Origin of the sequence: Bacillus sp. Brlt_9 (assembly GCF_051948935.1) — a bacterium.
In the GTDB taxonomy this organism is placed as follows: domain Bacteria; phylum Bacillota; class Bacilli; order Bacillales; family Bacillaceae_G; genus Bacillus_A.
The window spans coordinates 1-19,764 of record NZ_JAYJLO010000019.1 but is presented as its reverse complement, the minus strand read 5'-3'; the positions used below and the strand labels follow the sequence as shown (position 1 = coordinate 19,764).

General features: G+C 37.8%; 23 protein-coding genes. 16 read left to right on the top strand and 7 right to left on the bottom strand.

What is annotated here, in order from left to right; translation table 11 throughout:
• The first annotated feature begins 16 nt into the window (after positions 1-16).
• From VF726_RS30485 to sufB, 9 genes are all read left to right on the top strand, one after another.
• Positions 17-1,042 (top strand): methionine ABC transporter ATP-binding protein, encoded by a 1,026-nt coding sequence (locus VF726_RS30485; protein WP_000601756.1) that lies wholly within the window; start codon positions 17-19, stop codon positions 1,040-1,042.
• Complete coding sequence (locus VF726_RS30480) at positions 1,035-1,700, top strand: methionine ABC transporter permease (protein WP_144615265.1); 666 nt, start codon at positions 1,035-1,037, stop codon at positions 1,698-1,700. Before VF726_RS30485 ends, VF726_RS30480 begins: the two co-directional genes overlap by 8 nt.
• 23 nt (positions 1,701-1,723) lie before the next feature.
• On the top strand, positions 1,724-2,536 hold the full coding sequence (gene metQ / locus VF726_RS30475) for a methionine ABC transporter substrate-binding lipoprotein MetQ (RefSeq protein WP_440173943.1): 813 nt from the start codon (positions 1,724-1,726) through the stop codon (positions 2,534-2,536).
• A 72-nt stretch (positions 2,537-2,608) separates the two neighbouring features.
• A complete protein-coding gene (metQ, locus tag VF726_RS30470) occupies positions 2,609-3,415 on the top strand; it encodes a methionine ABC transporter substrate-binding lipoprotein MetQ (RefSeq protein ID WP_440173941.1) in 807 nt (268 codons plus the stop codon).
• 238 nt (positions 3,416-3,653) lie between these two features.
• Positions 3,654-4,439: a Fe-S cluster assembly ATPase SufC gene (sufC, locus tag VF726_RS30465; protein ID WP_000929163.1), complete on the top strand. Its 786-nt coding sequence runs from the start codon at positions 3,654-3,656 to the stop codon at positions 4,437-4,439.
• 15 nt (positions 4,440-4,454) lie between these two features.
• Positions 4,455-5,747, top strand: coding sequence for a Fe-S cluster assembly protein SufD (sufD, locus tag VF726_RS30460; protein WP_048528319.1), 1,293 nt, complete (start codon positions 4,455-4,457; stop codon positions 5,745-5,747).
• Entirely contained in the window at positions 5,747-6,967 is a 1,221-nt protein-coding gene (gene sufS / locus VF726_RS30455) for a cysteine desulfurase SufS (protein WP_001020767.1), read from the top strand. The genes sufD and sufS overlap by 1 nt, the downstream gene beginning before the upstream one ends.
• Positions 6,957-7,388 carry a Fe-S cluster assembly sulfur transfer protein SufU gene (sufU, locus tag VF726_RS30450; RefSeq protein WP_000009525.1) on the top strand — a complete coding sequence of 144 codons (432 nt, stop codon included), beginning with the start codon at positions 6,957-6,959 and terminating at the stop codon, positions 7,386-7,388. Before sufS ends, sufU begins: the two co-directional genes overlap by 11 nt.
• Before the next feature lie 48 nt (positions 7,389-7,436).
• Positions 7,437-8,834 (top strand): Fe-S cluster assembly protein SufB, encoded by a 1,398-nt coding sequence (sufB, locus tag VF726_RS30445; protein WP_001118827.1) that lies wholly within the window; start codon positions 7,437-7,439, stop codon positions 8,832-8,834.
• Between the two features lie 444 nt (positions 8,835-9,278).
• On the opposite strand, the gene VF726_RS30440 is transcribed toward sufB, so the two are convergent.
• Entirely contained in the window at positions 9,279-9,509 is a 231-nt protein-coding gene (locus VF726_RS30440) for a hypothetical protein (RefSeq protein ID WP_000492051.1), read from the bottom strand.
• Positions 9,510-9,714: 205 nt separating this feature from the next.
• On the opposite strand from VF726_RS30440, the gene VF726_RS30435 reads away from it, so the two are divergent.
• The 3 genes from VF726_RS30435 to yunB all read left to right on the top strand — a co-directional run bounded on the left by VF726_RS30435 (position 9,715) and on the right by yunB (position 12,283).
• Positions 9,715-11,130, top strand: coding sequence for a bifunctional metallophosphatase/5'-nucleotidase (locus VF726_RS30435; protein ID WP_440173965.1), 1,416 nt, complete (start codon positions 9,715-9,717; stop codon positions 11,128-11,130).
• 65 nt (positions 11,131-11,195) lie between these two features.
• Positions 11,196-11,498, top strand: a complete 303-nt coding sequence (locus VF726_RS30430; protein WP_440173937.1) for a YunC family protein — start codon at positions 11,196-11,198, stop codon at positions 11,496-11,498.
• A 53-nt stretch (positions 11,499-11,551) separates the two neighbouring features.
• Positions 11,552-12,283: a sporulation protein YunB gene (gene yunB / locus VF726_RS30425; RefSeq protein WP_166704731.1), complete on the top strand. Its 732-nt coding sequence runs from the start codon at positions 11,552-11,554 to the stop codon at positions 12,281-12,283.
• A 36-nt stretch (positions 12,284-12,319) separates the two neighbouring features.
• Here the strand turns inward: yunB and VF726_RS30420 are convergent, their stop codons facing one another.
• Entirely contained in the window at positions 12,320-13,303 is a 984-nt protein-coding gene (locus VF726_RS30420; protein ID WP_440173936.1) for a M23 family metallopeptidase, read from the bottom strand.
• A 189-nt stretch (positions 13,304-13,492) separates the two neighbouring features.
• Between VF726_RS30420 and lipA the strand changes: the two genes are divergently transcribed.
• Positions 13,493-14,389, top strand: a complete 897-nt coding sequence (gene lipA / locus VF726_RS30415; RefSeq protein WP_000166375.1) for a lipoyl synthase — start codon at positions 13,493-13,495, stop codon at positions 14,387-14,389.
• Between the two features lie 72 nt (positions 14,390-14,461).
• Here the strand turns inward: lipA and VF726_RS30410 are convergent, their stop codons facing one another.
• Positions 14,462-14,938, bottom strand: coding sequence for a YbaK/EbsC family protein (locus VF726_RS30410; RefSeq protein WP_440173934.1), 477 nt, complete (start codon positions 14,936-14,938; stop codon positions 14,462-14,464).
• A 74-nt stretch (positions 14,939-15,012) separates the two neighbouring features.
• Positions 15,013-15,567, bottom strand: coding sequence for a histidine phosphatase family protein (locus VF726_RS30405; RefSeq protein ID WP_440173933.1), 555 nt, complete (start codon positions 15,565-15,567; stop codon positions 15,013-15,015).
• Between the two features lie 133 nt (positions 15,568-15,700).
• On the opposite strand from VF726_RS30405, the gene VF726_RS30400 reads away from it, so the two are divergent.
• On the top strand, positions 15,701-16,144 hold the full coding sequence (locus tag VF726_RS30400; protein ID WP_440173932.1) for a hypothetical protein: 444 nt from the start codon (positions 15,701-15,703) through the stop codon (positions 16,142-16,144).
• Between the two features lie 22 nt (positions 16,145-16,166).
• Here the strand turns inward: VF726_RS30400 and VF726_RS30395 are convergent, their stop codons facing one another.
• On the bottom strand, positions 16,167-16,982 hold the full coding sequence (locus VF726_RS30395; protein WP_440173963.1) for a YhfC family intramembrane metalloprotease: 816 nt from the start codon (positions 16,980-16,982) through the stop codon (positions 16,167-16,169).
• 99 nt (positions 16,983-17,081) lie between these two features.
• Here VF726_RS30395 and VF726_RS30390 point away from each other — a divergent pair, with 99 nt between their 5' ends.
• On the top strand, positions 17,082-17,813 hold the full coding sequence (locus tag VF726_RS30390) for a MerR family transcriptional regulator (RefSeq protein ID WP_440173930.1): 732 nt from the start codon (positions 17,082-17,084) through the stop codon (positions 17,811-17,813).
• 37 nt (positions 17,814-17,850) lie between these two features.
• Here the strand turns inward: VF726_RS30390 and VF726_RS30385 are convergent, their stop codons facing one another.
• Positions 17,851-18,429, bottom strand: a complete 579-nt coding sequence (locus tag VF726_RS30385) for a YhcN/YlaJ family sporulation lipoprotein (RefSeq protein ID WP_440173928.1) — start codon at positions 18,427-18,429, stop codon at positions 17,851-17,853.
• A 115-nt stretch (positions 18,430-18,544) separates the two neighbouring features.
• On the opposite strand from VF726_RS30385, the gene VF726_RS30380 reads away from it, so the two are divergent.
• Complete coding sequence (locus VF726_RS30380; protein ID WP_002003766.1) at positions 18,545-18,856, top strand: YutD family protein; 312 nt, start codon at positions 18,545-18,547, stop codon at positions 18,854-18,856.
• Between the two features lie 36 nt (positions 18,857-18,892).
• Here VF726_RS30380 and VF726_RS30375 read toward each other — a convergent pair whose 3' ends face one another.
• On the bottom strand, positions 18,893-19,390 hold the full coding sequence (locus VF726_RS30375; protein WP_440173927.1) for a cytoplasmic protein: 498 nt from the start codon (positions 19,388-19,390) through the stop codon (positions 18,893-18,895).
• Positions 19,391-19,764 lie beyond the last annotated feature (374 nt).

Genomic DNA, 19,764 nt, shown 5'->3' with positions numbered 1-19,764 from the left:
AAAAGGGGTGAACATCATGATCTTATTAGAAAATGTAAAGAAAATATATAAAGCAAAAAGCGGTGATGTCACTGCTGTAGATAATGCCAATTTAAAAATAGACAAAGGCGAAATATTTGGTGTTATCGGATATAGTGGCGCTGGGAAAAGTTCGTTAATCAGATTATTCAATCAGCTAGAGAAACCAACTTCTGGTCAAATTACAATTGCAAATCGCGTGATTTCAGCAATTACAGGAAGTGAACTTCGTAAGGCAAGGCAAGAAATCGGAATGATTTTTCAACACTTCAACTTACTTTGGTCACGAACTGTACGAGAAAATATCGAGTTCCCACTTGAGATTGCAGGTGTTGATAAGGCGAAGAGAAGAAAACGTGTGGATGAGTTAATTCATCTTGTTGGATTAGAGGGAAGAGGAGACGCGTATCCTTCTCAGCTGAGCGGAGGACAAAAGCAACGCGTCGGTATTGCAAGAGCATTAGCTAACAATCCACAAGTGCTTTTATGTGATGAAGCAACATCAGCTCTTGATCCAGAAACGACAGATCAAATTTTAGATTTATTATTAGATATTAATAAGCGTCTCGGTTTAACAATTGTACTTATTACACATGAGATGCACGTCATTCGAAAGATTTGTAATCGAGTAGCGGTAATGGAGAAAGGAAAGATTGTAGAAACGGGTCCAGTACTTGATGTATTTCGCAATCCGCAGAAAGACATTACGAAACGATTTGTACAGCAGTTAACGGATTCTGAAGATACAAATGAAACGATTGAAAGTTTAATTGAAAAGTATCCAGATGGTAAAGTCGTTCGTTTGCAGTTTATCGGTGAGGCTGTAGAAAGACCAGTGCTTCAAAGATTAATGCAACGCAGTGATATAGAAGTTAGTATTTTGCAAGGAAATATCGCACAAACGAATAACGGCTCTTACGGTAGTTTAGTCGTTCATTTAAATGGTGAGGAGACAGCGATTCAGCAAGCAATAGAGGGAATACATCAAGATCAAGTAGAGCTGGAGGTGATTGCACATGGATAAGTTACTCACAAATGTTGATTGGAATCAAATGTTAGAAGCAACTGGTGAAACGTTATATATGACGGCAATCGCAGCTCTTGCCACATTTGTTTTAGGACTAATTTTAGGATTGTTACTTTTCATGACGGCGAAAGATAATTTATGGGAAAACAAAACGGTTAATACAGCGATTGGAGCGTTCGTAAACATTTTCCGTTCGATACCGTTCATCATTTTAATTATTTTATTAATCCCATTCACAAAGATCTTGCTTGGAACAATTCTTGGAGCAAGTGCAGCACTTCCGGCTTTAATTATTGGAGCGGCACCATTTTATGCAAGAATGGTTGAAATTGCACTTCGTGAAATTGATAAAGGTGTAATCGAAGCTTCAAAAGCGATGGGAGCAAAAACAAGCACAATTATTTTGAAAGTGTTAATTCCAGAATCATTACCAGCGTTAGTATCTGGTATTACGGTTACGACAATTGCTTTAGTAGGCTATACAGCGATGGCGGGAGTTGTTGGTGCTGGTGGCCTTGGCACACTTGCCTATTTAGAAGGATTCCAACGAGGAAATAACGATGTAACAATCGTTGCGACAATTTGTGTATTACTAGTTGTATTTTTCATTCAGTGGATTGGTGATAGTTTAACGACTCGAATAGATAAACGATAATAAAAAACAGGAGGATGTTTCAAATGAAAAAATTATTACTTACAGCACTTATTTCAACTTCAATTTTTGGGTTAGCTGCCTGCGGTGGGAAAGATAAAGATGAAAAGAAACTTGTTGTCGGTGCTTCTAACGTACCGCACGCTGTTATTTTAGAAAAGGCAAAACCGTTACTTGAGAAAAAAGGAATTGAATTAGAAGTGAAAAAGTTCCAAGATTACGTGTTACCAAATAAATCGTTAGCGGATAAGGATTTAGATGCAAACTACTTCCAGCACATTCCGTATTTAGAAAAAGAAATGAAAGATAAAAAGTATGACTTTGAAGTAGCAGGAAAAATTCATTTAGAACCAATTGGTGTATATTCTCAAAAATATAAAAGTTTAAAAGAGCTTCCAAACGGAGCGACAATTATTATGAGTAACTCTGTTGCTGACCATGGACGTGGTTTAGCAATTTTACAAAAAGAAGGTATTTTAAAAATTAAAGACGGAGTAGATCCAGTTAAAGCGACGCCAAAAGATATTGCGGATAATCCGAAAAACTTAAAATTCAAAACAGATATCGAGCCGGGTTTATTACCACAAGTGTATAACAATAAAGAAGGCGACGCTGTTTTAATTAACTCGAACTATGCAATTGATGCGAAGTTAAATCCAGAAAAAGATGCAATTGCAATTGAAGGTGACGATTCTCCATACGCAAACGTAGTAGCTGTTCGTAAAGGTGATAAAGATAAGAAAGAGATTAAAGCTCTTGTAGAAGTACTACATTCTAAAGAAATTGAAGACTTCATTAATAAAGAATATAAAGGGGCAGTTGTTCCTGTAAAAGAATAATTGCTGCGGAAGGGTTGGTGTATGCTGGCCCTTTTTATAACTACATAATTATACGGGAGAAGGGGATATCATATGAAAAAGATTCTATTGTCAGTTGTTACAGCGCTGTCTGTATTTACATTAGCTGCTTGCGGAGGGAAAGAGGAGAATAAGCTTGTTGTGGGAGCTTCTAACGTGCCGCACGCTGTTATTTTAGAGAAGGCACAGCCGATATTAGAGAAAAAGGGTATTAAATTAGAAATTAAAAAATTCCAAGATTATGTGCTGCCGAATAAAGCGTTAGCGGATAAGGAAATTGATGCAAACTACTTCCAACACATTCCTTACTTAGATAAAGAAATTCAAGAAAAGGGATATAAAATTGTAAACGCAGGAAAAATCCATTTAGAGCCAATGGGCATTTATTCTAAGAAATATAAAAGTTTAAAAGAACTTCCAGATGGCGGGACAGTTATTATGAGTAATAACGTAGCAGAGCGTGGACGTATGCTAGCACTTTTACAAAAAGGTGGCGTTATTAAATTAAAAGAAGGTGTAGATGTTGTTAAGGCAACAGTAAAAGATGTTGTAGAAAACCCGAAAAACTTAAAGTTTAAAACAGATGTTGAACCTGGATTGTCACCGAAGTTATATGAAAATAATGAAGGTGACGCTTTATTCATTAATTCAAACTATGCAATTGATGCGAAATTAAATCCAACAAAGGATGCAATTGCGATTGAAGGATCAGACTCTCCATACGCAAATATTATTGCAGTTCGTAAAGGTGACGAGAAGAAAAAAGAAATTAAAGAGCTAGTAGAAGTACTACATTCAAAAGAAATTCAAGACTTTATTAATAAAGAATATAAAGGTGCTGTACTTCCGGTAAATGAATAAATATAAGGAAAGGACTGGAAAATTACCAGTCCTTTTTTCTTTATATAAATAAGAAGAAAGGTGTATCATATAAAGATGCAAGGGAAATACTTATATACATTTGTGAAAAAATTGTTACTTTTTTTCGTCGTTTGCGATATCATTTTATTTGATATAAGATTAGAATGAGAATAAAATGAGAATATGAACGTTTTAGGAATTTTTAAAATGTATATATAGGATTAATGGAGGTATTGAGATGGCTGGTTCTACATTAACGGTTAAAGACTTACACGTATCAATTGATGGCAAAGAAATTTTAAAAGGTGTAAACCTTGAAGTAAAAGGTGGAGAAATCCACGCAATTATGGGACCTAACGGAACAGGTAAATCAACTTTATCTTCTGCGATTATGGGTCACCCAAAGTATGAAGTAACAGAAGGTAGCATCATCATCGACGGTGAAGATGTATTAGAAATGGAAGTAGACGAGCGCGCACAAGCAGGTCTATTCCTAGCAATGCAATATCCAAGTGAAATTAGCGGAGTAACAAACGCTGACTTCTTACGTTCTGCAATTAATGCACGTCGTGAAGAGGGCGATGAAATTTCTCTTATGAAATTTATCCGTACATTAGATAAAAACATGGAATTCCTAGAAATGGATCCAGAAATGGCACAACGTTACTTAAACGAAGGTTTCTCTGGTGGAGAGAAAAAGCGTAACGAAATTCTTCAATTAATGATGATTGAGCCAAAAATCGCAATCTTAGACGAAATCGACTCAGGTCTTGATATCGATGCATTAAAAGTTGTATCTAAAGGTATTAACCAAATGCGCGGCGAAGAGTTCGGTTGCCTAATGATTACGCATTACCAACGTTTATTAAACTACATCACTCCAGACTTCGTTCACGTTATGATGAACGGTCGTATCGTTAAATCTGGTGGCCCTGAGCTTGCACAACGTCTAGAAGCTGAAGGTTACGACTGGATTAAAAAAGAATTAGGTATTGAAGACGAAACAACAGAGCAAGAAGCGTAAGAGAGGAGCATAAACATGACAATCGGTACATTACCTTTCGATCAAGAAACAATCCGTCAACGCGCAAGCGAAGTAAACGAAGCTGCTTGGTTGACTGAGTTCCGCTTACAAGCTCTTGCACAAGCAACTGAACTTCCAATGCCAACGCCTGATAAAACGAAAATTGAAAAATGGGACTTTATCGGAAAAGGCGACGCTGCTAAGCAAGAGCCTGTAAGTTCTTTAACAGAGCTTCCAGAAGCAGTGAAAAACTTAATCGATGAAAATAACAGCGTATTAGTGCAACGTACTGGTACAACTGCATTCGTTTCTTTAGCAGACGAAGCAAAAGAAAAAGGTGTTATTTTTACAGATATCGTAACAGCTGCAACAGAGCATGCTGAACTAGTACAAAAGTATTTAATGAAAGACGGCGTGAAGGTAGACGAGCATCGTTTAACTGCACTTCATGCTGCATTAATCAACGGCGGTGCATTTGTATATGTTCCGAAAAACGTTGTTCTTGAAACTCCACTTCAAGCTGTATTCTTAGTAGACGGCGAAGAAGCTAACGTATATAACCACGTATTATTCGTAGCTGATGCGAACAGTACTGCAACTTATGTAGAAAACTACGTTGCAAATGAAAATGCTAAAGGTATTGCAAATATCGTAGCAGAAGTAATCGTGGAACAAGGCGCACAAGTGAAATTCGGTGCGGTTGATCTATTAGCAAAAGACGTAACAACTTATGTTAACCGCCGCGGCACAGTAGGACGCGACGGCCGTATTGATTGGGCTCTAGGCCTTATGAATGACGGAAACACAATTTCAGAGAACGTTACAAACTTAATGGGCGACGGTTCATATGCTGATACGAAAACAGTAACAATTGGCCGTGGTAACCAAACGCAAAACTTTACAACTAAAGTTGTTCACTTCGGTAAACACTCTGAAGGTTGGATTTTAAAACACGGTGTACAAAAAGATAGTGCAACATCTATCTTTAACGGAATTGGTAAAATTGAACACGGTGCATCTAAATCAAATGCACAACAATCTTCTCGCGTTCTTATGTTAGATGAGAAAGCACGTGGGGATGCAAACCCAATTCTTTTAATCGACGAAGATGATGTAATGGCAGGTCACGCAGCTTCAGTAGGCCGCGTAGATCCGTACCAATTATACTACTTGATGAGCCGTGGTATTCCAAAACGCGAAGCAGAACGTTTAGTCATCCATGGATTCTTAGCACCTGTAGTAAATGAGCTTCCAATTGAAGGAGTAAAAGCACAGCTTGTTGAGGTAATTGAAAGGAAAGTTCGCTAATGAATATTCATGAAATACGCAAACAGTTTCCAATTCTTGATCAAAAAGTGAACGGCAAACAACTTGTATATTTCGATAGTGCAGCAACTTCTCAAAAACCAATTCAAGTCATTGAAACGCTAGAACGTTACTATAAAGAATATAATTCTAACGTGCATCGTGGTGTTCATACGCTCGGTACGAAAGCTACCGACGCGTATGAAGGTGCACGCGAGAAAGTTCGCAAGTTTATTAATGCGAAATCAATGGAAGAGATTATTTTCACGCGCGGAACGACAACTGCATTAAATACAGTAGCGGCTAGCTATGGTCTTGAAAATGTAAAAGAAGGCGATGAAATCGTTATATCTTACATGGAGCACCATAGTAACATCATTCCGTGGCAGCAAGTTGCGAAGAAAACGGGTGCAACTTTAAAATACCTTCCGCTTCAACCAGACGGTACAATTTCTTTAGAAGATGTTCGTCAAACAGTTACACCGAATACAAAAATCGTTTCTATTATGCAAGTATCAAACGTACTTGGAACGATTAACCCTGTAAAAGAAATCGGAGCAATCGCACATGAAAACGGCGCAATTATGGTCGTTGACGGTGCACAAAGTACACCTCATATGAAAGTGGATGTACAAGATTTAAACTGTGATTTCTACGCATTATCTGCTCATAAGATGTGCGGACCTACAGGTATCGGCGTATTATATGGTAAGAAAGAATTGCTGAACAATATGGAGCCAATTGAATTTGGCGGTGAAATGATTGATTTCGTGGATTTACAAGAATCTACTTGGAAAGAGCTTCCGTGGAAGTTTGAAGCAGGTACACCGATTATCGGTAATGCAATCGGACTTGGTGCGGCAATTGATTTCCTAGAAGAAATCGGTCTTGATAATATTGAAAAGCATGAGCATGAATTAGCGCAATACGCTTTAGAAAGACTATCAGAAGTAGACGGCGTTACAATTTATGGTCCAAAGCATCGCGCTGGTCTTGTTACATTTAATATTGAAGACGTACATCCTCACGATGTAGCGACAGTATTAGATGTAGAAGGTATTGCGGTTCGCGCAGGACATCACTGTGCACAACCGCTTATGAAGTGGCTGAAAGCTTCTTCAACAGCACGTGCGAGCTTCTATTTATATAATACAAAAGAAGAAATTGATACATTTGTTGAATCGCTAATCAAGACAAAGGAGTATTTCACAAATGTCATTTAATAATTTAGATACGTTATATCGTCAAGTTATTATGGATCATTATAAGAATCCTCGTAACAATGGCGTGCTAGAAGATAGTGTTACAGTAAACTTGAACAATCCAACTTGCGGCGATCGTATTCAACTTACGATGAAAGTAGAAGAAGGTATTGTGCAAGAAGCGAAGTTTGAAGGAGAAGGATGTTCTATCTCAATGTCTTCAGCTTCCATGATGACACAAGCAGTAAAAGGTAAGAAAATTGAAGAGGCACTTCAGCTTTCTAAAATTTTCTCTGACATGATGCTAGGAAAAGAGTACGATGACAGCATCGATTTAGGAGATATTGAAGCATTACAAGGCGTATGCAAGTTCCCTGCACGTATTAAATGTGCAACATTAGCGTGGAAAGCGTTAGAAAAGGGCTTAAACGAAGATAAGTAATGTTAAAGGTTCCTAAAAACGAGGTTATCTAAGGAGGGACACACCAACATGGCGAAGCAACTGCCAGATATCGGCGATTACAAATATGGTTTCAAAGACAAAGACGTTTCGATTTTCCGTGCTGGACGCGGTTTAACAAAAGAGATCGTTGAAGAGATTTCACGTATGAAAGAAGAACCACAGTGGATGTTAGACTTCCGTTTAAAATCACTGGATAAGTTCTATGAAATGCCAATGCCACAATGGGGCGGCGACTTAAACGACTTAGATTTCGATGAAATTACGTACTACGTAAAACCATCTGAGAAATCTGAGAAGTCTTGGGATGAAGTACCTGATGAAATTAAAGCAACATTTGATAAATTAGGTATTCCAGAAGCTGAGCAAAAATATTTAGCTGGTGTATCTGCACAGTACGAATCTGAAGTTGTATACCACAACATGAAAGAAGACCTAGAAGCTCTAGGAATCGTCTTTAAAGATACAGATAGCGCATTAAAAGAGAACGAAGATATTTTCCGTGAGCATTTCGGAAAAGTAATCCCACCAACAGACAACAAATTCTCTGCATTAAACTCTGCAGTTTGGTCTGGTGGATCATTCATCTACGTTCCAAAAGGTGTAAAAGTTGATACACCACTTCAAGCGTATTTCCGTATTAACTCTGAAAATATGGGACAATTCGAGCGTACGCTTATCATCGTAGACGAAGGTGCACACGTACACTACGTAGAAGGTTGTACAGCACCTGTTTACACGACTAACTCACTTCACAGTGCGGTAGTAGAAATCATCATTAAAAAAGATGCATATTGCCGTTATACAACAATCCAAAACTGGGCGAACAACGTATACAACCTAGTTACAAAACGTGCGGTTTGTGAAGAAAACGCAACAATGGAATGGATTGACGGTAACATTGGATCTAAATTAACGATGAAATACCCAGCAGTTATCTTAAAAGGCGAAGGCGCTCGTGGTTTAACATTATCTATCGCGATTGCTGGTAAAGGCCAACACCAAGATGCTGGTGCGAAAATGATTCACTTAGCACCAAACACGTCTTCAACAATCGTTTCTAAATCGATTGCGAAGCATGGTGGTAAAGTAACTTACCGTGGTATCGTACACTTCGGACCAAAAGCGAAAAACTCTCGCTCTAACATCGAGTGTGATACATTAATCATGGATAACCAATCTACATCTGATACAATTCCTTATAACGAAATCAAAAACGATTACGTTTCACTTGAGCACGAAGCGAAAGTATCGAAAGTATCAGAAGAACAATTATTCTACCTAATGAGCCGCGGTATTTCTGAGCAAGAAGCTACAGAAATGATCGTAATGGGCTTCATCGAGCCATTCACTCGCGAACTTCCAATGGAATACGCAGTTGAAATGAACCGCCTAATCAAGTTTGAGATGGAAGGTTCTATTGGTTAAATAGAAATGCGGAGCCGACTGTTCAGACCCGTTGGCTAAGGTTCTTTCGCACAGAAGATGCTTTTTATCTTCTCGTGCGGAAGGTTCTTAGACATGAGGGTCTAGGAGGCGAAGCTGGACATATTTAAAGTGGAAGCCACCGAACATTCTAGCCGCTGGAACTGGATAATAGATAAAGTGAAAGCGCCCTGCTATGCAGGGCGCTTTTTTATGTTGTTTTTGGTTCGATTCAGTTTAGACAGTGCAGGCTGGGATACCCAAGTGGGTTTCTAGTCAGATATATCAGCGATTTTTCAAATATATCGATCACAACTTGGAATATATCAGCGATTATTGCAATATATCGACGATTCGACAAGGAATATCGACTTATCAACAAATTACAACATGGCAGAGAGAAGCAAATACCCCTCAACATAAAAATAGAGCTAGCGATAACTAGCTCTAAAATCCGAATCCTACAAATATAAAAGGAATACCTATTAATACAAAGAGAATTAATAGAAGTAAGATAAAAATACCGGCAAATCTCAATTTGCTAGCTTCGTTTTTAGATATTGCAACCATGCTAAACATGAAGCCGAGAATAACGAGAGGGAAGCTAATAAATAGATATAGATTAGGTAAGTAAAGTACGGAAGCGATAAATAAAATACTTCCTATTAATGAAAACACGAGTGAGAGTAAGCTATAAAGTTTAATAAGAACACCTCCTATATAGATGATAATGCAGAAAAATTCATATGGAAAGGGTAATCTTTTGCTTTTTCTCACAATGCGAGTACAATGTAAAATAGCAAGAAAAGACGAAAAGTATTTACAGGATTATTGCGTACGTGTAGCGTAAATGGCAGTAAGGAACTGAGAGGAGGTTTTTTCTCTGAATATAAATAAAGAAACAATCATCCACCTTTATCATACAAACGATATACATAGTCATTTTGAAAATTGGCCGCAAATTTCTCGGTTTGTACAAGGGGAGAAAAAGCGAAGACAAGAAGCGGGAGAGACCGTTTTGACGGTTGATATCGGCGATCATGTGGATCGTTTTCATCGTATTTCGGAAGCGACGAATGGACTTGGTAATACGAAGCTTTTGAATGAGGCGTTATATGATTATGTAACGATCGGAAATAATGAAGGAATTACGTTAGCGAAGGAGCATTTGAATCGTCTATATGATGATGCTGGATTTGAGGTGCTCGTCGCGAATTTATTTGAAAAAGAAGGTGTACGTCCAGCATGGGCAAAACCTTATAAATTACATACAACGACAGATGGAATTACAATTGCTTTTATCGGGTTAACGGTAGCTTATCCAGAGTTTTATCATATGCTCGATTGGCATATTGAAGATCCGCTTATCCATTTAGAGTCTATTTTAGAAGAAGTGCGAGATGAGGCTCATATTACAGTTGTCCTTTCTCATCTTGGAAAGAGCATGGATGAGTATATGGCAGAGCATTATGATATAGATGTTATTTTAGGTGCACATACGCACCATTTATTTGAGCGTGGCGTTCTTATGAATAATACGTTACTTTGTTGTTGTGAAAAGTGGGGACGTTACGTTGGGCATGTTCAGCTTACTGTGGATAAAGAAACGAAGAAGTTGTTGAAAAAGGACGGTAGAGCGATTAAGACAGAACGTTTAGGTGCTTATAGCAAACCGTTATCCACAATTGAATTGCTGCAAGAAGAAAGTAAACAGATTATGGCAGAGCCTGTCGTTCATTTAAAGGAATCATTACCAGTCGATTGGTTTCAGGAGACAGCATTTTCGCATATGTTAGCAAATGCGCTGAAAACATGGTGCGGTGCAGAGATTGGCATGGTGAACGCTGGTGTACTTCTTGAAGGGTTAGATGAAGGTATTGTGACGCGCGGAGATATTCACAGAATTTGTCCACATCCAATTAATCCATGTTTATTAAAAGTTCCGGGGAAAACGCTAAGAGAAGTTATTTTAAAAGCGCGTCGCCCGAATATGGAGAAACTTGAGGTAAAAGGATTCGGATTTCGCGGGAAAGTGATGGGGAAAATGATTTACGCTGGTGTCGAAGTCATTCCAGATACGATTCCTGGGAATAAAATTTTACTAGAAGATGTATTGATTAACGGGGAATCGCTGGAATTAGATCGTATATATACAGTAGGAACGATTGATATGTTTACATTCGGCTACTTATACCCAGAGCTATCCACACTTTCTGACAAACAATATTATATGCCAGAACTACTTAGAGATGTGTTAACAGACATGTTAATAACTCATACATCTTCCGTCAAACTATAGGCTAGTTAACTTGTAACACTCATTTTTCTCTTGTCATACAGATAAGAAAGAGAGGAGTGTGAACTATGGTTAATGTGGAGCCAATTATAATTGATAATTATACGTTTATTGCGGTTAGCGTCAAACTTCCAAAGACAAATTTGCTAGCTGTAATGAGCGATAAAGGATATATTATGTGCGGTGCATTAGATGTAGGTCTTTTAAATGAGAAGTTAGGGGATCGAGGAATTATTGCTGGCCGTGCGGTTGGTGTAAGAACGATTGAACAACTTCTTGAAGCGCCGTTAGAATCAGTAACGGTTGAAGCCGAAGCGTTAGGTATTACGGCCGGCACAATCGGAAAAGAAGCATTATTAAAAATGAGATAAGCATATATCGTCCCTCCTTCTTGCATAGAAATGATATAAGAAGGAGGTTTTTTATGAGTATATTTCGTTCGAAAAATTCGCGGTTTCGAAGGGGACCTATTTCTTTTCGGCACATACTGCTTATGTCGTTTATTCTTTTTATCATATTACTCGTGCAAGGATTATGGATTGTGAATAGTAGCATTCAGCCGACATTAATTAAATATGGAGAAGTAGAGACGCATAAAATGGCGACAGCCGTTATGACGAAGGCGGTAAAAGATAGGATTAATGAAGGATTCGATGTTGATTCATTAATGAAAGTACAAAATGATAAAAACGGGAAAGTATCCACAATTAATTTAAATACGAAGCAAGTAAATGAAATCGTAACGTCAACGACCATGTACATAGAAAAATATTTACAGCAAGTAGAACAAGGGGATTTGAAAGGGCTAGGTATTTCTGAAAAAAATGGAGCAACGATGGCAGTTCCTTTTGGTCGTGTAACGGATAATGCGCTTCTTGGAAATATAGGACCTGATATTCCAATTGATTTCACGACGATTGGTCATGTAAATACAGATATTAAACAAAAAATTGAACCGCACGGAATCAATACGACAGCAATTCAAATTATTATGGAGATGGAAGTCACGTTGCAAGTGATTATTCCATTTCATACGAAAGAAATAAAAGTGAAGCAAGACGTTCCAATTGCAACGCGTATTGTTCAAGGGGAAGTGCCTACGTATTATGGAAGCGGAAGTGTTGTTGTACCTGATAAAAAGAAAACGGATAGTTAGCTGTAAATAAAAAATAACCGTAGCATATTGCTACGGTTATCGTTTTGTATTTGCGCGTTCTTTTCGCTCCCAAAGACTTAAATGCATGTATGGATCGAAAGCCCATTCTGTATAGCCATTATCTTTATACATACCGAAATGTAAGTGGGGCGGGAATTTTCCAGCTGTGCCGGGAGGGCCGTAACCGGTGCTACCAACAAATCCGATTACTTTTCCGGGTTCGACAATTTGTCCGAGCTGTATTTCTTTTGAGAATCCGCCTAAATGAGCGTAGTAATGGTAATTATTATGAAGGTCGCGAATGCCGATGCGCCATCCGCCAAGGCGATTCCAGCCCTTTGTTTCAATGATGCCATAGCAAGTGGATCTTACTGGTACGCCATAGCCTGCAAAAATATCGGTTCCTTCATGAATTCTCCTTCCCCCAAAACTTCTTCCAGCACCGAAAGTACTACGGTAGCTATGGTCACTACGAATTGGAAGAGGGAAAGCATTTCCTTCTAAATTAATACGTCCGTAATGTTTATAAATTTGGGCGTATTCGGAAATTAATTCGACTGTTTTCGCACGTCTATAATATTCCCAAAGCATAATGTGAACACGGTCTTCGGACGTTCCTTGTTTCTTTAAAATGGTCGCTGCTGTATGCAGAAGATCACGGTCGTTATTTGCATTTGCAAATCCATCTTTGTCCCCATCTAAACCGATTCCGCCAAATAGAGAAATTGTATGGGGAAGGGTATCGTTACCATTAACAGGTCCAGCCCATATTTCTGGTTTGAAATAAAGGGAAATGATGGCATCTGGTTTTTTCGGAATATCTTTTCTTACGCTCCGTATATTTCTTTCATATTGATCCATTGCAGCTAAGTAATACCACGGAATGCCTGAAGATTGCTCGGTTTCTTTATATAGTGCCATGCGCTTTTCGTATATGCTTTGCTGATTATCTTCACCGTAAGCGATGTTTTGGTGGAGAAGAAAGCAAATCGAAAGCAAAAGAGAAATTTTTCGAAGCATGAAATAGACTCCTTTCACAACATCACTCTTTTTAGTGTGGGATATACGGAGTATTTCATTATAGGGAACGATTGGAAAAAATCTTAGAATCTTCATTTGAGCAAATCGCTTTCATACGTTAGAATAGATATGTTACATTGAAAGAAGCGAACACGGTAAACTATTTCATATTGTGCGGAGTTGATAACCATGACAAAACAAACAGAATATAAGCGCAAGCCCGAATGGTTGAAAATTAAGTTAAACACGAATGAAAACTATACAGGCTTAAAGAAAATGATGCGTTCTAAGAATCTTCATACAGTTTGTGAAGAGGCGAAATGTCCGAATATTCATGAATGCTGGGCTGTAAGAAAAACAGCAACATTTATGATTTTAGGTGCGGTTTGTACACGTGCTTGTCGTTTCTGTGCGGTTAAAACAGGCTTACCAACTGAGCTTGATTTACAAGAGCCAGAACGCGTAGCAGATTCTGTAGTACAAATGGGCTTAAAGCACGTTGTTATAACAGCGGTTGCACGTGATGATTTAAAGGACGGCGGAGCAGCTGTTTTTGCTGAAACAGTACGCGCTGTACGTCGTAAAAATCCATTTACGTCAATCGAAGTATTACCATCTGATATGGGTGGAGTAGAAGAAAACTTAAAAATGTTAATGGATGCAAAACCAGATATTTTAAACCATAACATTGAAACAGTACGTCGATTATCTAACCGAGTTCGCGCTAGAGCAAAATATGACCGTTCATTAGAGTTTTTACGTCGAGCGAAAGAAATGCAGCCTGATATTCCAACTAAATCGAGCATTATGGTGGGCTTAGGGGAAACGAGAGAAGATTTAATTGAAGCAATGGATGACCTACGTGCAAACAATGTGGATATTTTAACTCTTGGACAATACCTACAACCATCTAAGAAGCATTTACCAGTTCTTAAATATTACCCACCAGCAGAATTTGCAGAGCTTAAAGAAATTGCACTTAGCAAAGGATTTAGCCACTGTGAAGCTGGCCCGCTTGTGCGTTCTTCTTATCATGCGGACGAGCAAGTTCGCTCTGCTAAAGAAAAAACAGCAGAAGCAAAATAATGAAAAAAGGGAGCTAATGATTAGCTCTCTTTTTGTTTATCCCGCTTTAATGGGCAGTAAGACCCCCACTGATTAAAGTTTCACTTTATACTCTAAAACAGTATTTGGACATGTTAATAAAATCTTTTTTAATTCCTCTGTGGATAATTCAATTGTAAATTCAGGTACACCAGGTGTAATTAAAATTTTATCGTAAGCGTATATAGCGCTATCCACAATAATCGTTACATGCTGTGAATAACCGAAAGGAGCGACACATCCTGGCGTACAACCAGTTTTGTCTCGCATTTCATCAGGAGAACAGAGAGATAAGCGTTCTCCAGTTATTTCTTTCATCTCTCCTCGGTTGAACCTTGTGCCCTCTAATGTGAAAAATACGTAATAATCTCCAGACTTTGATTTTAAAAATAAGCTTTTGCTTGGAGTACCGTGTAAGCCAAGCCTTTCACGTACGATACGATCTGTTTCATAATCGAGTACTGGTTCGTGTTCAAACTTTTCGTAAGAAGCATTTGTTTTATGTAGTAAAGCAAGTACATCTTCGTACATATGGAGTGATACCCCTTTCTATTGTTAGTACAGTTTCTTCTCGTGGCGTCAACTGAATGTGTTGGAAAGAGATATTACTTGGATGGTGCTCCCCATAATCGCTTTATAGTACATTGTTCATCGATTATAATTTCATAAACATCAGGATTCGTTAAAGCTCTCCATTCATGAAAGCTGATCGTGTGATCAAAGTGCTTTAAAATGAGCGTAAGTAAGTTTCCATGTGTAACGAGTAGTGTTGTAGTATGGTTTAATTTTAAAACGTCTTGGATAAGCGATATAGCACGGTCTGTTGCTTGTTTTGTTGACTCTCCGCCTGAAAAGGCAATATCTATATTTGTAAAAGTAGATTCTAGTTTTTGCATCCAATCGTCCATTGGAACGTCGCTTAATATGCGTTCAGCTAATCGTTCGTCTTCTTGGATAGACAAGTTAGCTTGGAGCGCATAAGGCCGAATAGAATCGATAGCTCGCACAAATGGGCTTGAAATAATCTGATCTATTTGTGGTTGGGTTTCTAAGAGGAATGTAGCAAGGGTGTTTGCTTGGTTTTTTCCTGCAATCGTTAATTCCGCACCACGTTCTTGGCCAGTTGCTGAACAATGTCGTATTACAATCAATTTCTTCATAATTCATCCCCATCTTTCAAGTTGACGCTATATACTTCGACAAATGTGGAAAAAATTCCTTTTTATTGGAAACAGCATATTGATTGAAATGTGTGGAAAAGTAATGTGGATAATGAACATTTGAGGTGCAATGATGAAAAAATTGATATGTATTATATTCATTCTTTGTTTTTTTATACACTTGTCCACAACATATGCAGAATCGAATACAAAATTAAATTATCCAAGCAACCAAAATAAATCGTTTGTGAGTGAAGATGTATTTTATGAACAGTTAGATAAGAAAATCTACAAAGAATACAACAATGCAGCATATAGCGTTCGGAAAAAGATCTTATTTAAAGAAGTGCCTGATGAAGAATTTTCTTTCTTACAAAAAACAGCCGCTGGTTGTCGGAGTAGTGTGGTGTTTCAAGAATTTTTTATTCACCCTGATCGCCAAGTCTATTTTTTCGCTTCCTTTTCTCAAAATGAAGTAGACGAATTTCGTAAGTACATTGTTATAGATGCAGAAACGAAGAGGGAGTTGCAAGCGGGGAAAAGCTATCGTCATTATGATAATCCTTATAAAAAATAACCCACCAATTGGTGGGTTATTTTTACGCCGGCACACTCATTAATTTTTCTTTCATTTTACGAATAAGAACAACAGCACCAATTGTAAAGAGAAGGGTAATTCCTTCTGCAACGAAGATGTTGATTGTTTTTGTTTGGTAAAGTGCCGCGAAAAAGTCTACAAATGCGTGGAATAATATAGCGTAAACAAGGAAGATATATTTCTTCTGTTTTACTGCGTATAAGACAAGCATTGTAAAGGCGATTTGCAGTACAAGAGCCATAATTCTTTCTAAGCTGCCAAGGAAGTATAAATAAGCAGGCTGTTCTATTAACATATCCTTTACAACATTTAATTGTGGTAGTTTTTCCGCCATTTGAGCGAAGCTACCGTTGTTAATAGCATTTGCGAATATAAGTGTCTGTAATGCGGAGAATCCGCCAACTAAAATAGACTCTATCCCGCCGTGACCAATTCCGTAAGCAAAACCATCTTTATATTCTTGATATTTTTTTAGTAGGAAGAAGAAGGCAACGAAACGTCCTAATTCTTCAAAAATACCAGCGGTTAGTCCGCCATAAAGTGCAAAGACAAATGGATTTTCTAAAATTGGAGCGATTGCCGGATTCCCGCGCATAAATAGGTGGAATGGTGTCTCGAGAATTTGGGTAAATCCAATAAAAATAAGAGCACCAACGCCGACTACTTTCCAATTAATATGATATTTTTTACGAAAATAAACAAACGCAATAATGGGTACCAGAATCGAAAGCACAAGTTGAATTGTGATACTGGCAATTACCGTATTTGAAACCATACTTTCACCGCTTTCTAATATATGTACATATCTATTATGCATGAAATATAGTGGAGATGAAACTTTTAACAAAAAATGAATGTACTTATTGACTCTAACGTTGCGTCATACTTTATCGTATGTATTAAGGGGGAGATACACATGACAATGAAGGTAAAAGAAGTAGCTAATTTAGTTGGAGTTAGTGTGCGCACACTGCATCATTATGATGAAATTGGGTTGTTAACCCCAGACGAGACGACAGAGTCTGGATATCGTCTGTATTCCAATGAAAATTTAGAGACATTGCAGCAAATTTTATTTTTTAAAGAACTAGGCTTCCCTTTGAAGAAAATTAAAGAAATTATCATGAGTCCATCATTTGACCGAGAAGAAGCACTGCAGCTTCATAAAAAAATGCTTCTTGAAAAGCGTGCTAGGTTAGATAAAGTGATTGCGACGATTGATAAAACAATTCAACATACAAAAGGAGAGATTGAAATGACGAACAAAGAGAAATTTGAAGGCTTCGATTTCAGCCATAATCCGTACGAAGAAGAAGCGCGTGAAAGATGGGGAGACGCAGCTGTAGATAAAGCGAATGAATATGCGAAAGGTATGTCAAAAGACAAGCAAGAAGAGTTCAATGCGATTTACAGAAATTTAGCGGCGCTTAGACACGATGCACCAGATTCTAAAGAGGCACAAGAAGCAATCGGTGTATGGTACGATTACTTGCAAAACTTCGGTGAATATTCATTAGATGCTTTTAAAGGACTCGGTCAAATGTACGTCGCTGATGAGCGCTTCACGAAAAATATTGATAAGTTTGGCGAAGGGTTAGCGCAGTTTATGTGTGATGCGATGGAGGTTTATGCGGATCGTAAGAAATAGTCAAAAATAAAGAAGGTGGAGGTTTTCTCCATCTTCTTTATTTTTTTATCATATCATTCAAAGTCTGATCCCCTGTATTGTTCAAATGAGGGTTTTTACTCATTTCACGCTTTAACATATCGAGGCTTTGCGTATATTCTGTATCATTTAATGCGCCAGATTGAAGTCCTTGAATTTGAGAAATCAACTTTTGGTCTGTTGATACATATGCTTTATAATAGCGAGGAACGATGGACAAAGCAGCTTTATATACTTGATCTGCTACGAGTTTCTGATCCGTTGTGTTTGCACGGTATACAACAAATACTTCATCATCGGTAACGAGCGTAGCGGCGTTTGTAACGTCAGGAAGTTTGACTGCCATGCTTGTAATCATTTCAGCGACTTTCTCACGGTTAATGGCTCCTACTTGTTTGTTAGATACTTCATGCTTTTGTTTAGATGAATAGCCGACTCTCGTTAATCGTGTATTTGTATTTTCCGTATGATACATGTCGTTTTTATTGGAAACAAGAACACGACTTCCTTCTTCACGTTCCATTTCGGCTTTATTATTTGTTTGACAGCCTGCAAATAAGGAAAGAGTGAGGAGAGAGAGTATAATTTGTTTTTTCACGATGTATCACCTCCTTCTCCATAGCATGCACTAATTTTCAATTTTTTGTATTTGAAATTGTTGGTTGGTATGCTTTGTGATACGATAAAAAGAAGAATGCTTAGAGAGGAAGTTAATGATGGAGCAAAAGCAAGAGCAAGAGATGCATGCTACGGTGAGCATTAATAATGTTCAGTACGAAGTAATTAAAAACTTTCGTGATGGTTTTAGTGAAGAAGCATTTAAAGAGCGTTATGCAGAAATTTTAAATAAATATGATTACATCGTTGGGGACTGGGGTTATGAGCAACTTAGATTGCGCGGTTTCTTTGATGATAGTAATCAACGTTCGACATATGATACGAAAATTAGTACTTTATCAGAGTATTTATACGAGTACTGTAACTTCGGTTGTGCACACTTCGTATTACGAAAAGTGAAGAAGTAAAAAAATCCTCTTACGATTGTAAGAGGATTTTTTGCATTATAAACAAATCGAGATATGATCACCTTCAGAAAGTATTGCGTTTGGTTTCATTTGTTGCCCGTTCAATTGAATATCCCGGCTTTTAATTTTATCCACAATGCGTGTACGGCTCCAGTCGGAAATATATGTGGATAAAGCTTTATCCATTCGGTGAGAACCGAAAACGATATCTAATACGATCGTGATTTCGGCTATGCCGTTTTCTTTATGTTGCGTAATGGAAATAGTAGTACTTGTTTCTGTTTGATCTTGCTGGGTCATATCGATCGTTTCAACGTGATCAGTAAATGCTTTATAAATACGAAGTTTTTGATTCCAAGTATGGTCTTTCGGACATTTATAAATGGCAAAGCGGTATATATTTTTTCCGTTGGCGTTATGCCTACGAATATTCGTATCGGTAAATAGGGTAGTGCGTCTGCAATTTTTACAATACTTTTTGATTGTATTTTGCTCATTTTCATATAAACTCCAAGAAAGTTGTACTTTCTGCATTTTCCTTCACCTCTTATAGTAGTGGTAAAGGAACGTAATACAGCTATTTGGATGTCTTGTAGTATGAAGACATGGGAAAAAGACAAAAATAAAAGGAGGTTCCCTTAGGAACCTCCGTAAACATCATACTACAGATGCATCACGTTCCTTTGTAATGGGAATGGGCAGACTACTCCCTTGAAAAAGCACGGTGCTTTTTTGAGAGTAATGCTATCCAATTGCTGGTCCATTACAAAGTAAATGTTGGCATACGTCGTAAACGTCCTTTCTATCATGCCTTTCGAGAGGACTCCCACCTCTAAACGTAAGTGAAGGTGGTGAGGTGAATCGAAAGAAATATTTTATTTTCAAGAAAAAGGGAATATATGTTCCTT

Bases quoted from the DNA above. Each gene is read 5' to 3' on its own strand.
- VF726_RS30410 (WP_440173934.1), bottom strand. From the start codon at position 14,938: ATGTACGAAGATGTACTTGCTTTACTACATAAAACAAATGCTTCTTAC.
- VF726_RS30390 (WP_440173930.1), top strand. From the start codon at position 17,082: ATGACAATGAAGGTAAAAGAAGTAGCTAATTTAGTTGGAGTTAGTGTG.
- sufD (WP_048528319.1), top strand. From the start codon at position 4,455: ATGACAATCGGTACATTACCTTTCGATCAAGAAACAATCCGTCAACGC.
- metQ (WP_440173941.1), top strand. From the start codon at position 2,609: ATGAAAAAGATTCTATTGTCAGTTGTTACAGCGCTGTCTGTATTTACA.
- sufC (WP_000929163.1), top strand. From the start codon at position 3,654: ATGGCTGGTTCTACATTAACGGTTAAAGACTTACACGTATCAATTGAT.
- VF726_RS30420 (WP_440173936.1), bottom strand. From the start codon at position 13,303: ATGCTTCGAAAAATTTCTCTTTTGCTTTCGATTTGCTTTCTTCTCCAC.
- sufB (WP_001118827.1), top strand. From the start codon at position 7,437: ATGGCGAAGCAACTGCCAGATATCGGCGATTACAAATATGGTTTCAAA.
- lipA (WP_000166375.1), top strand. From the start codon at position 13,493: ATGACAAAACAAACAGAATATAAGCGCAAGCCCGAATGGTTGAAAATT.
- VF726_RS30480 (WP_144615265.1), top strand. From the start codon at position 1,035: ATGGATAAGTTACTCACAAATGTTGATTGGAATCAAATGTTAGAAGCA.
- VF726_RS30375 (WP_440173927.1), bottom strand. From the start codon at position 19,390: ATGCAGAAAGTACAACTTTCTTGGAGTTTATATGAAAATGAGCAAAAT.
- metQ (WP_440173943.1), top strand. From the start codon at position 1,724: ATGAAAAAATTATTACTTACAGCACTTATTTCAACTTCAATTTTTGGG.
- VF726_RS30400 (WP_440173932.1), top strand. From the start codon at position 15,701: ATGAAAAAATTGATATGTATTATATTCATTCTTTGTTTTTTTATACAC.
- VF726_RS30430 (WP_440173937.1), top strand. From the start codon at position 11,196: ATGGTTAATGTGGAGCCAATTATAATTGATAATTATACGTTTATTGCG.
- sufS (WP_001020767.1), top strand. From the start codon at position 5,747: ATGAATATTCATGAAATACGCAAACAGTTTCCAATTCTTGATCAAAAA.
- yunB (WP_166704731.1), top strand. From the start codon at position 11,552: ATGAGTATATTTCGTTCGAAAAATTCGCGGTTTCGAAGGGGACCTATT.
- VF726_RS30395 (WP_440173963.1), bottom strand. From the start codon at position 16,982: ATGCATAATAGATATGTACATATATTAGAAAGCGGTGAAAGTATGGTT.
- sufU (WP_000009525.1), top strand. From the start codon at position 6,957: ATGTCATTTAATAATTTAGATACGTTATATCGTCAAGTTATTATGGAT.
- VF726_RS30405 (WP_440173933.1), bottom strand. From the start codon at position 15,567: ATGAAGAAATTGATTGTAATACGACATTGTTCAGCAACTGGCCAAGAA.
- VF726_RS30485 (WP_000601756.1), top strand. From the start codon at position 17: ATGATCTTATTAGAAAATGTAAAGAAAATATATAAAGCAAAAAGCGGT.
- VF726_RS30380 (WP_002003766.1), top strand. From the start codon at position 18,545: ATGATGGAGCAAAAGCAAGAGCAAGAGATGCATGCTACGGTGAGCATT.